The 11,640-nt window shown below is 55.9% G+C and carries 11 protein-coding genes; 5 read left to right on the plus strand and 6 right to left on the minus strand.

Going from position 1 to position 11,640, the window contains the following annotated elements:
* The first annotated feature begins 76 nt into the window (after nucleotides 1-76).
* Entirely contained in the window at nucleotides 77-1,198 is a 1,122-nt protein-coding gene (locus CU081_RS19185; RefSeq protein ID WP_003857909.1) for a ribosomal protein uL16 3-hydroxylase, read from the plus strand.
* Between the two features lie 92 nt (nucleotides 1,199-1,290).
* Here the strand turns inward: CU081_RS19185 and pepT are convergent, their stop codons facing one another.
* Entirely contained in the window at nucleotides 1,291-2,514 is a 1,224-nt protein-coding gene (gene pepT, locus CU081_RS19190; RefSeq protein ID WP_023315823.1) for a peptidase T, read from the minus strand.
* A gap of 237 nt (nucleotides 2,515-2,751) precedes the next feature.
* Here pepT and potA point away from each other — a divergent pair, with 237 nt between their 5' ends.
* From potA to potD, 4 genes are read left to right on the plus strand one after another with little or no spacing between them, the layout of a single operon-like run.
* Nucleotides 2,752-3,900, plus strand: coding sequence for a spermidine/putrescine ABC transporter ATP-binding protein PotA (gene potA / locus CU081_RS19200; protein ID WP_166714835.1), 1,149 nt, complete (start codon nucleotides 2,752-2,754; stop codon nucleotides 3,898-3,900).
* Nucleotides 3,884-4,741 carry a spermidine/putrescine ABC transporter permease PotB gene (potB, locus tag CU081_RS19205; RefSeq protein WP_017693625.1) on the plus strand — a complete coding sequence of 286 codons (858 nt, stop codon included), beginning with the start codon at nucleotides 3,884-3,886 and terminating at the stop codon, nucleotides 4,739-4,741. The genes potA and potB overlap by 17 nt, the downstream gene beginning before the upstream one ends.
* Nucleotides 4,738-5,529, plus strand: a complete 792-nt coding sequence (gene potC / locus CU081_RS19210) for a spermidine/putrescine ABC transporter permease PotC (protein WP_022650797.1) — start codon at nucleotides 4,738-4,740, stop codon at nucleotides 5,527-5,529. Before potB ends, potC begins: the two co-directional genes overlap by 4 nt.
* Nucleotides 5,526-6,560 carry a spermidine/putrescine ABC transporter substrate-binding protein PotD gene (gene potD / locus CU081_RS19215; protein ID WP_022650796.1) on the plus strand — a complete coding sequence of 345 codons (1,035 nt, stop codon included), beginning with the start codon at nucleotides 5,526-5,528 and terminating at the stop codon, nucleotides 6,558-6,560. The genes potC and potD overlap by 4 nt, the downstream gene beginning before the upstream one ends.
* A gap of 34 nt (nucleotides 6,561-6,594) precedes the next feature.
* On the opposite strand, the gene cobB is transcribed toward potD, so the two are convergent.
* From cobB to lolC, 5 genes are read right to left on the minus strand one after another with little or no spacing between them, the layout of a single operon-like run.
* Entirely contained in the window at nucleotides 6,595-7,416 is an 822-nt protein-coding gene (cobB, locus tag CU081_RS19220) for a Sir2 family NAD+-dependent deacetylase (RefSeq protein ID WP_022647760.1), read from the minus strand.
* A 14-nt stretch (nucleotides 7,417-7,430) separates the two neighbouring features.
* A complete protein-coding gene (gene nagK, locus CU081_RS19225) occupies nucleotides 7,431-8,342 on the minus strand; it encodes an N-acetylglucosamine kinase (RefSeq protein WP_022650795.1) in 912 nt (303 codons plus the stop codon).
* Between the two features lie 54 nt (nucleotides 8,343-8,396).
* Nucleotides 8,397-9,641, minus strand: coding sequence for a lipoprotein-releasing ABC transporter permease subunit LolE (gene lolE, locus CU081_RS19230; protein ID WP_003857918.1), 1,245 nt, complete (start codon nucleotides 9,639-9,641; stop codon nucleotides 8,397-8,399).
* Nucleotides 9,641-10,342 carry a lipoprotein-releasing ABC transporter ATP-binding protein LolD gene (lolD, locus tag CU081_RS19235; protein WP_022650794.1) on the minus strand — a complete coding sequence of 234 codons (702 nt, stop codon included), beginning with the start codon at nucleotides 10,340-10,342 and terminating at the stop codon, nucleotides 9,641-9,643. Before lolD ends, lolE begins: the two co-directional genes overlap by 1 nt.
* On the minus strand, nucleotides 10,335-11,534 hold the full coding sequence (gene lolC / locus CU081_RS19240) for a lipoprotein-releasing ABC transporter permease subunit LolC (RefSeq protein WP_032645844.1): 1,200 nt from the start codon (nucleotides 11,532-11,534) through the stop codon (nucleotides 10,335-10,337). Before lolC ends, lolD begins: the two co-directional genes overlap by 8 nt.
* Nucleotides 11,535-11,640: the final 106 nt, after the last annotated feature.

Below are 11,640 nucleotides of genomic sequence, written 5' to 3' on the forward strand. Positions count from 1 at the left end.
ATACGCGGATCTCGCAGCCAGGGAGCGGGGCTTCCGTTATAATCCGACTCAGTAAGAGCCTGCGGAATACATAAATATGGATTATCAATTAACGCTTAACTGGCCCGACTTTATTGAACGTTACTGGCAAAAACGCCCGGTCGTTCTTAAACGCGGGATCAGCAATTTTATCGACCCTATTTCTCCTGACGAACTCGCTGGTCTGGCGATGGAAAACGAGGTAGACAGCCGTCTGGTAAGCCACCAGGACGGGAAATGGCAGGTCAGCCACGGTCCCTTTGAAAGCTACGATCACCTGGGCGAAAACAACTGGTCTTTACTGGTGCAGGCGGTCAATAACTGGCACGAACCTACCGCAGCCTTAATGCGTCCCTTCCGCGCCCTGCCAGACTGGCGAATGGACGATCTGATGATCTCCTTCTCCGTTCCCGGTGGCGGCGTGGGTCCGCATCTGGATCAGTACGACGTGTTTATCATTCAGGGTACCGGTCGCCGTCGCTGGCGCGTGGGCGAAAAAGTGCCAATGAAACAGCACTGCCCGCACCCGGATCTGCTCCAGGTTGATCCGTTTGAAGGGATCATTGATGAAGAGCTGGAGCCAGGTGACATTCTTTATATCCCACCGGGCTTCCCGCATGAAGGTTATTCCCTGGAAAACTCGCTGAACTATTCGGTTGGTTTCCGCGCGCCAAGCGGGCGCGAGATGATCAGCGGATTTGCTGACTATGTTTTACAGCGTGAGCTGGGCAGTTACCGTTACAGCGATCCGGACGTTCCGGCGCGTGAGCATCCGGCGGATATTCTGCCAGAGGAGCTGGATAAGCTGCGCGGGATGATGCTGGATCTGATCAACGAACCGGAGCACTTCAGACAGTGGTTTGGCGAGTTTATCAGCCAGTCGCGTCACGAACTGGACGTCGCACCGCCAGAGCCGCCTTATCAGGCAGATGAAATTTATGATGCGCTCCAGCAGGGCGATAAGCTGGTTCGTCTGGGCGGATTACGTGTACTGCGCATTGGTGAAGAGGTATTCGTCAACGGCGAGCGCCTGGACTCTCCGCATCGCCCGGCGCTGGAAGCGATTGCCAGCCATATGGTGCTGACTGCGGATACCTTTGGCGACGCGCTGGACGATCCCTCCTTCCTCGCCATGCTGGCCGCGCTGGTTAACAGCGGGTACTGGTTTTTTGAGGACTGAACCATGATGTTTGCCGGGTGGCAGCTACGCCTTACCCGGCCTACAAAAGCCGTTCCTGTAGGCCCGGTAAGCGAAGCGCCACCGGGCTTTTTTTACCGCTTCGCGGTTAACTCCGCTATCCGCACAATCACCTGCACCGCTTTCTCCATCCCTTCCAGCGTCACGAACTCATGCTTGCCGTGGTAGTTATATCCACCGGTAAACAGGTTCGGGCACGGCAGGCCCATAAACGACAGCTGTGAACCATCGGTTCCACCACGGATCGGTTTCATCACCGGCTCGATGTCACAATCGCGCATCGCCTGCTGGGCGATATCAAGAATGTGCGGATGTTCCATCACCTTCTCGCGCATATTGTAATAGCTGTCTTCGATGATGAGCTCAATATAGCAATCCGGATGTAGCCCCTTGCCGACTTTTTTCGCGATCTCCATCATCTTACGCTTGCGCGCTTCAAAGGCTTTGCGGTCGAAATCGCGGACAATATAGTGCATCTGCGCGCTGTCCACGGTCCCCTTGATGCTGGTCAGATGATAAAAACCCTCATACCCTTCCGTCATCTCCGGGCTCTCTTCGGCGGGCACTTCCGCATGAATACGCGCAGCCAGCGACAGTGCATTCACCATCACTCCTTTCGCAGAGCCCGGGTGCACGTTATTCCCGACGATTTTGATCGTTACCGATGCCGCGTTGAAGTTTTCATACTCAAGTTCACCCACGCCGCCACCGTCAACGGTGTAGGCCCATTGCGCGTTAAACGCCTCAACGTCAAAGTGTTTCGCGCCTTTTCCAACCTCTTCATCCGGCGTGAAGGCCACGCGGATATCGCCATGCGGGATATTTTTGCCCTTCAGCACCGCCAGCGCCGTCATGATCTCGGCGATGCCCGCTTTGTCATCGGCCCCCAGCAAGGTTTTGCCGTCGGTGGTGATTAACGTCTGCCCCAGCAGCTGATGCAGTACCGGGAACATCACTGGCGACAGCACTTCGTCGCCAATGCCCAGTGCTATATCACCGCCGCGGTAGTTTTCAACAATCTGCGGATTAACGTGTTTACCGCTAAAATCAGGTGAGGTATCGACATGAGAAATAAAGCCAATTGCCGGGATATCGCCGTCAATATTCGCCGGCAGCGTTCCCATCACGGTCCCTTTTTCGCTGAGCGTGACGTCAACCAACCCCATAGCCTCCATCTGCTCTTTCAGCAGATTTAGCAGCTTCCACTGGCCTTCGGTGCTTGGCACCTGTCGGACCCCCGGCTTAGATTGGGTATCCAGCGAAACGTAATGTAAGAAACGCTCAAGTAGTTTATCCATGCAGTCACCCTCACTTTTTGTGACAACATTATCATTAAGCAGCAAAACGCAAATATTGCGTCAGGTCACTTTTATCCCGCAAACGAGAACTTTTTACGTTTATATCGTTCTGCGTTAATAAATGTAGCTTATGAATAAGTGAGAAGGATTGGCGATTCAATGGGTTTGCCGTAGAATGTCCGCCCTCATTACGAGTCACCAAGGTGGTTACACACAAACCCCGCTTCAGTCTGCTGCCTGAGGCGTCTATATGGGACAGCGCGAAAATTGAATACACAACCCCGTTCCCTTTCACCGCTGGTGCAACTGGAACGAATTCGTAAAAGTTTCGATGGCAAAGATGTCATTTCCGACCTTAATCTGACCATCAATGACGGTGAGTTTCTCACGCTGCTCGGCCCCTCCGGCTGCGGCAAAACCACCGTCCTGCGCCTTATCGCCGGGCTGGAAAGCGTCGATAACGGCCATATCCATCTTGAGAACCAGGACATTACCCAGGTTCCTGCCGAAGATCGCCACGTCAATACCGTCTTCCAGAGCTATGCCCTGTTCCCGCACATGACCGTGTTTGAGAACGTGGCGTTTGGCCTGCGGATGCAAAAAACACCGGCCAGCGAGATCCCGCCTCGGGTTACCGAAGCCCTGCGCATGGTGCAGCTGGAGGCATTCGCCCAGCGCAAGCCTCATCAACTTTCCGGTGGTCAGCAGCAGCGTGTGGCCATTGCCCGCGCCGTGGTCAACAAACCTCGCCTGCTCCTGCTGGATGAATCCCTTTCCGCGCTGGACTACAAGCTGCGCAAGCAGATGCAGAACGAGCTGAAAGCACTTCAGCGTAAGCTCGGGATTACGTTCGTGTTTGTCACGCACGATCAGGAAGAAGCCCTGACCATGTCAGACCGTATCGTGGTGATGCGCGACGGCAAGATTGAGCAGGATGGCACCCCGCGTGAAATTTATGAAGAGCCAAAAAACCTGTTCGTCGCCAGCTTCATTGGTGAAATCAATATTTTCAACGCCACGGTGATTGAGCGTCTGGACGAGCAGCGCGTGCGCGCGAACGTGGAAGGCCGCGAATGCAACATCACGGTGAACTTTGCCGTGGAAAAGGGGCAAAGGCTCAACGTCCTGCTGCGCCCGGAAGATCTCCGCGTTGATGAGATCCACGACACGGCTGATGTCGAAGGTCTGATCGGTTACGTTCGCGAACGTAACTACAAAGGGATGACCCTCGAATCCGTGGTCGAACTGGAAAACGGCAAAATGGTGATGGTCAGCGAATTCTTTAACGAGGACGATCCGGACTTCGACCACTCGCTGGATCAGAAAATGGTCATCAACTGGGTAGAAAGCTGGGAGGTTGTACTGGCTGATGAAGAACACAAGTAAGTTCCAGAATGTGGTGATTGCCACGATCGTCGGTTGGCTTGTGTTGTTTGTCTTTCTTCCCAACCTGATGATCATCGTGACCAGCTTCCTCACCCGCGACGACGCGAACTTCGTGGCGATGGTCTTTACGCTGGACAACTACGCGCGCCTGCTCGATCCGCTCTATTTTGACGTGCTGCTGCACTCGCTCAATATGGCGCTGATTGCCACCCTCGCCTGCCTGGTACTGGGGTATCCGTTCGCCTGGTTCCTGGCCCGTCTGCCGCAAAAAGTGCGGCCGCTGCTGCTGTTTTTACTGATTGTGCCGTTCTGGACCAACTCGTTAATCCGCATCTACGGGCTGAAAATCTTCCTCAGCACCAAAGGTTATCTGAACGAGTTTCTGCTGTGGCTGGGGGTGATCGAGACGCCGATCCGCATCATGTTCACCCCGGGCGCGGTGATTGTCGGCCTGGTCTATATCCTGCTGCCGTTTATGGTGATGCCGCTCTACTCCAGCATTGAAAAGCTCGATAAACCGCTGCTGGAAGCAGCGAAAGACCTGGGCGCCAGTAAGTTACAAACCTTTGTCCGCATCATTATTCCGCTGACCATGCCGGGTATTATCGCCGGCTGTCTGCTGGTCATGCTGCCTGCGATGGGGCTGTTCTACGTCTCGGACCTGATGGGCGGGGCGAAAAACCTGCTGATCGGTAACGTGATTAAGAGCCAGTTCCTTAACATTCGCGACTGGCCGTTCGGCTCGGCCACCAGCATAACGCTGACGGTGGTGATGGGGCTGATGCTGCTGGTTTACTGGCGTGCCTCACGCCTGCTGAATAAGAAGGTGGAGCTGGAATGATCGGTCGACTGCTTCGCGGTGGTTTTACGACCGCCATTTATGCGTATCTTTATATTCCGATAATCATTTTGATCGTGAACTCCTTTAACAGCTCGCGCTTCGGGATCAACTGGCAAGGGTTTACCACCAAATGGTATGGCCTGCTGATGAACAATGACAGCCTGCTACAGGCCGCTCAGCACTCGCTGACGATGGCGGTATTCTCTGCCACCTTCGCGACGCTGATTGGCTCGTTGACCGCCGTGGCGCTGTACCGCTACCGTTTTCGCGGTAAGCCGTTCGTCAGCGGTATGCTGTTTGTGGTGATGATGTCCCCGGATATCGTGATGGCCATTTCACTGCTGGTGCTGTTTATGCTGCTGGGCGTCCAGCTCGGTTTCTGGTCGCTGCTGTTCTCGCATATCACCTTCTGTCTGCCGTTTGTGGTGGTAACCGTCTACGCGCGTCTGAAAGGGTTCGACGTACGCATGCTGGAAGCGGCGAAAGATCTGGGTGCCAGCGAGATGACCATTCTGCGCAAAATCATTCTGCCGCTGGCGATGCCCGCCGTGGCAGCAGGATGGCTGCTCAGCTTTACCCTGTCGATGGACGACGTGGTCGTGTCCTCCTTCGTCACCGGGCCGAGCTATGAAATTCTGCCGTTGAAGATCTACTCAATGGTTAAAGTCGGTGTTTCACCCGAAGTGAACGCGCTGGCGACTATTCTGTTGGTGTTATCGCTGGTTCTGGTGATTGCCAGCCAGGTTATTGCTCGTGATAAAACAAAATCTCAGGGGACACAGAAATGAAAAAAATGCTTGCCGCTGCGGCACTGGTGCTCGGAATGGGCGCTGCGCATGCTGATGACAGCAAAACGCTCTATTTCTACAACTGGACCGAGTATGTGCCGCCGGGCCTGCTGGAGCAGTTCACCAAAGAGACAGGCATCAAGGTGATCTATTCGACCTACGAGTCGAATGAAACCATGTACGCCAAGCTCAAAACCTATAAAGATGGCGCGTATGACCTGGTGGTGCCGTCGACCTATTTCGTCGACAAGATGCGCAAAGAAGGCATGATCCAGAAGATCGACAAAACGAAGCTAACGAATTTTTCTAACCTCGATCCTGAGATGCTAAACAAGCCGTTCGACCCGAACAACGACTACTCCATTCCGTACATCTGGGGCGCGACGGCAATTGGCATCAACAGCGATGCCATTGATCCCAAAACGGTTTCATCCTGGGCTGACCTGTGGAAGCCGGAATACAAAAGCAGCCTGCTGTTAACCGACGATGCGCGCGAAGTGTTCCAGGTGGCGCTGCGTAAACTCGGCTATTCCGGCAACACCACCGATCCGAAAGAAATCGAAGCAGCGTATAACGAACTGAAAAAGCTGATGCCAAACGTGGCGGCGTTCAACTCGGATAACCCGGCTAACCCGTATATGGAAGGTGAAGTGAATCTGGGGATGGTCTGGAACGGCTCTGCGTTTGTGGCGCGTCAGGCCGGGACGCCGCTGGAGGTGGTCTGGCCGAAAGAGGGCGGCATCTTCTGGATGGACAGCCTTGCGATCCCGGCGAATGCGAAAAACGTCGAGGGTGCCCTGAAGCTGATCAACTTCCTGCTGCGCCCGGATGTGGCAAAAGAGGTGGCGGAAACTATCGGCTACCCGACGCCAAACCTGGCCGCACGGAAGCTTTTAAGCCCTGAAGTGGCAAATGATAAATCGCTTTATCCGGACGCTGAAACCATCAGCAAAGGGGAATGGCAGAACGACGTCGGTGACGCGAGCCGCCTGTATGAAGAATATTATCAGAAGCTCAAAGCAGGCCGTTAATGCATAACGGGCGACGCAATGTCGCCCGTTACTCTTATAGCCCCTTCAGGAGTTTATCCACAAAGGCTGGCACCACCTCGCTCGCCAGACCGTAATGTTTCTCTTCAAACTCACTCCCGACTTGGCTTGGCTCCAGATTAAGCTCCACCGTATGGGCACCTTGAAGTCGCGCTTCGTGAACAAATCCCGCCGCCGGATAGACATGTCCCGAAGTACCAATGGCGATAAAGACGTCCGCCATGGCCAGGGCGCTGTAGATCTCATCCATTCCCAGCGGCATTTCGCCAAACCAGACCACATGCGGACGCAGACGCGAAGGGAACTGACAGCAGTGGCAGCGGTCTTCGTCCAGCACGTCCTCTTTCCACTCCAGCACCTGACCACTCCAGGCGCACCGCACCTTGAGCAGTTCGCCGTGCATGTGAATGATGTTGTGGTTTCCGGCCCTTTCGTGAAGGTTGTCGATGTTCTGCGTGACCAGCAGAAAACGATCCCCCAGCGCCTCCTCCAGCTTTGCCAGCGCCAGGTGCGCCGCATTCGGCGCAATCTCCGGCTGCTGAAGCTGGCGACGGCGGGCGTTGTAGAACGCCTGCACCAGCGCCGGGTCGCGGGCGAAACCTTCCGGCGTCGCCACATCTTCAACTCGGTGTTCTTCCCACAGTCCATCCGCTGCGCGGAAAGTCTGAATACCGGATTCGGCGGAGATCCCCGCCCCGGTCAACACCACCACTCTGGGTTTATCCATCGCTTCTGGCATCATCCTGTCTCTGAAAAAGATCCGCTGACGCAGGCGTTCACGTAAGCGGCGTTTATTTTTGCGAAAACGGCTGAGTCGACCCTGGCGACGCGACAGCATAATAACCTCGTAAACTAATCGGTGAGATGAAGGAATGCGGCTCCGCGCATGCCTCCTGCGTCCCCGTGTCGCGCACGCTCAATGCGCGGCACGCGGGCGACCGGCAATAAATGTCGGGTCAGACGCCCGGACAACTGTTCCGTAATCGCAGTGAAATTTGACAGCCCTCCCCCGATCACCAGCAGATCCGGATCGACGATAGTCAGGATATTCCCCAGACACACCGCCAGCAGATCCAGATAGCGCTCGACGTGCTCACGCGCCTGCGCATCCCCCTGCTCCCACAGGGTAATGATTTGAGGGGCCTCAAGTTTCTGATGATAGAAGTGTTCGTAAAGCCATGCAAACCCGCGGCCTGATAGGTAGTTCTCAATACAGCCGTGCTGCCCACAGCCGCAGCGGGTCAGCGGGAAATCACGTCCGACGACCTCCAGAGCATCCACCGGCAGGCGGATATGGCCAAATTCGCCGGTAATATAGCTGCGCCCGGTAATGGGCTTACCGTTAATGACAATCCCGCCACCGACGCCCGTTCCGAGGATCAGCCCCATCACCAGCGGGAAGCGACGGAATTCATCATCCCAGGCTTCAGAGAGCGCGAAGCAGTTGGCATCGTTATCTAAACGCACGTCGCGTTCAAGGAGCGCGGAGAGATCGGCCCGCAGCGGTTTGCCGCTGGCGGCAGGCACGTTGGCCGCGTACAGCGTGCCATCGTCGGTTTCGGGCATACCCGGAATACCAATGCCAACGCTGCCTTTGACGCCAAAGCGTTCATCCGCTTGCGCCACCAGTGCGGCAATGGCGGTTAAAAATTCATCGTAGCTTTCGCGCGGCGTGGGGACGCGGGTTTCCCATTGTAGCTTAAGATCTTTATCGAACACGCCGAGCGCAATCTTGGTGCCGCCAATATCAAATCCGTAATACATGATGCATTCCTCTGTTTGATTCAGCGGCCAAAAGACCGCTAAACCATGACGAAATTACTGGCCACTTAATACCCTCGCCGGATCAATTCGGCTAGCGCGACGCGCCGGATACCAGCTTGCCAGCAGACTCAGTAAAAGTGCTGTAACCAGCACATAAATAACGTCCAGCCAGTGCAGTTCAGACGGCAGGAAGTCAATAAAATAGATATCGCCTGACAGGAACTGATGGCCAATAAGCGCTTCAATCCCGTTGATAATCGGCGTCAGCTGAAGGGAAACCACCACGCCGATCGCCACGCCGCAGAGGCTGCCAAACAGCCCCGCCAGTAAACCGTACCAGACGAAGATGGCGCGAATAAGACCGTCTTTCGCCCCTAAGGTACGCAGCACGGCGATGTCGCCGCTCTTATCCTTAACGGCCATCACCAGCGTCGAGACGATATTAAAACACGCCACCCCAATCACCAGCACCATCGCCAGATACATAATCGCGCGGATCATCTGGATATCACGGTACATATACCCGTAAGTGCCGATCCAGCTTTTGATGTAGACATAGTTATTGGTCACGCTGCCAGCGTCACGCACCAGTTTATTGGCGTTGAAGACGTCGTTAACCTTAATGGCAATGCCCGTCACGCTGTCGCTCATATCCAGATACTGGCGTGCATCTTCCAGCGGCACCATCGCGAAGCTGTGATCGAGCTGGCCGCTCAGCTGCAAAATACCGGTGACGTGCAGACGTACGCGCTTAGGCTGCTGCAATTTGTGATCAGCGCTGGCGTTCGGGATCATGATCGAGACCCAGTCGCCCTGCTTCACCTTCAGCGCATCGGCAACGCCTTTGCCCATGATAATCTGCTGCTCGCCGGCCTTAAAGTTTGCCCATGCGCCATTTTGCACATAGCGCGGCAGCGCGCTCAGACGCTCTTCCTGACGAGGATTTACCCCTTTCACCTGAATGGCGCGCAGGTTTACCCCGCTCTCTACCAGCCCGGTAAAGTTAATGTAAGGTGCAGCCGCCGCAATACCGGGCACCTTTTCCACTTTGTTCAGGGCATCCTGCCAGTTGGACCACGGCTGGTTAACCGGCTCGATTTCACCGTGAGGGACAACGGCCAGAATGCGGTTATTCAGTTCACGCTCAAAGCCGTTCATGGCGCTTAAGCCCACAATCAACACCGCCACGCCCAGGGCGATACCGATGGTGGAGATCACGGAGATAAGGGATACCATCCCGCTCCGGCGACGACCGCGGCTAAAGCGTAACCCGATGAGTAACGATAACGGTGAAGCCATTACTCCGCTCCCATCAGCGTCAGTTCAGCATTCAGACGACCGTCGCGCATTTCCAGCTGACGCCCCATCCGCTTAGCCAGTTGTAAATCGTGGGTGACCACCAGAAACGCGGTTCCCTGCGCGGCGTTCAGTTCGCCGAGAAGCTGGAAAATGCTGTCTGCGTTACGCGCATCGAGGTTACCTGTCGGTTCATCCGCCAGCACCAGGCGCGGGTTGTTGACCAGCGCACGGGCGATGGCCACACGCTGACGCTCACCGCCGGAAAGCTCAGACGGACGGTGATTCCCGCGATGACCCAGCCCTACCGCTTTTAGCATGTCGCTGGCGCGGGCATTAATTTCCGCGGGTTTCTTTTTACCAATCAGCAGCGGCATTGCGACGTTTTCCAGCGCCGTAAAGTCCGGCAGCAGATGGTGGAACTGGTAGATAAAACCCAGCTCACGGTTACGCAGCTCGGCTTTCGCCGTAGACGACATTTTACTCAGCGGCCGCCCGGAGAAGATCACATCGCCTTCGGTTGGCGTGTCCAGCCCGCCAAGCAGGTGCAGCAACGTACTTTTACCGGAGCCAGAGCTGCCGACAATCGCCATCATCTCGCCTTCGCCCACGCTAAAACTCACATTGTGCAACACGTCGGTCTGCACAGTGCCTTCCTGATAGCGTTTGGACAGGTTGTCGCACTGCAACAGGATCTTATTCATAACGTAAAGCCTCAGCGGGTTGAGTGGCGGCAGCCCGCCAGGAAGGATAAAGCGTAGAAAGCAGCGCAATGGCCATCGCGGCCAGCGCAATACCGACCACCTGGAGCGGCTCGATAGCCACCGGCAGCGCCGCGCCATCAAGCAGCGCGCCGATAATCGGCATGAGATTGTTGAGCTGGCTGGCGAGCAGCGCCCCCAGCGCCGCGCCGAGCAGCGCGCCGATGATGCCGGCGCTGGCGCCCTGGACCATAAATACCGCCATGATCTGGCGCGGAGTCAGCCCCTGGGTTTGCAGAATGGCGACTTCGCCTTGCTTCTCCATCACCATCAGCCCGAGCGAGGTGATGATATTAAACGCGGCAACGGCCACGATCAGGCTCAGCAGCAGCCCCATCATGTTTTTCTCCATGCGCACGGCCTGGAACAGTTCGCCTTTCCGGTCGCGCCAGTCCTGCCATTTCGTCCCTTCCGGTAGCGACTGCTGGCTGAGGGTATCCACCTTCAGCGGCGCATCAAGCCACAGACGCCAGCCGGTAATATTTCCCGCGGGGTAGCGCATCAGACGCGAGGCGTCCTGAATGTTCACCAGCATCTGGTAACCATCAACTTCGCTGTTCGCCGCAAACGTGCCAATCACGTTGAACAGGCGCTGGCTTGGCAGACGCCCCATCGGCGTAAACTGACTGGCTGACGGCACCATCATGCGCAGCTGATCGCCACGGTTGACCCCGAGCTGCCCGGCAAGCTGCTCGCCGAGGATGACGTTATATTTACCCGCTTCCAGGTCGGTTTGTTTCACATTGACCAGGAACGGCGTCAGCGGATCTTTTTGCGCGGGATCGATCCCCAGCATCACCCCGACCGCCACGCTACGGGCGCTTTGCAGCACCACATCGCCCGTCGTGAGCGGCGCAACGCGCGTGACACCCTGTAACTTCACCGCGCTTTCCGGCAGCTGTTGCGGATTAACGGAACCCTGAGTGGAAGAGAGAACGGCCTGCGGCATCAGCCCCAGGATATTGTTTTGCAGCTCGCGCTCGAAGCCGTTCATGACGGAAAGCACCGTCACCAGTGCCATCACGCCAAGCGTAATGCCAATAGTCGAAAGCCAGGAGACAAAGCGACCGAAGCGGTCCGCGGCGCGCCCACGCATGTAACGTAAGCCTATAAAGAGTGCGACAGGTTGATACATGAAATCCGTCTGTTTGCTGATAGCAGACCCACGAGTATATAAGCGAATCCGTTAAGCGTAAATGACTGAAACCGTAAGATTCGGTAATCATTTTTCCGAAAAATTC

Origin of the sequence: Enterobacter sp. CRENT-193, from assembly GCF_002787395.1 — a bacterium.
Lineage (GTDB): Bacteria > Pseudomonadota > Gammaproteobacteria > Enterobacterales > Enterobacteriaceae > Enterobacter > Enterobacter hormaechei_C.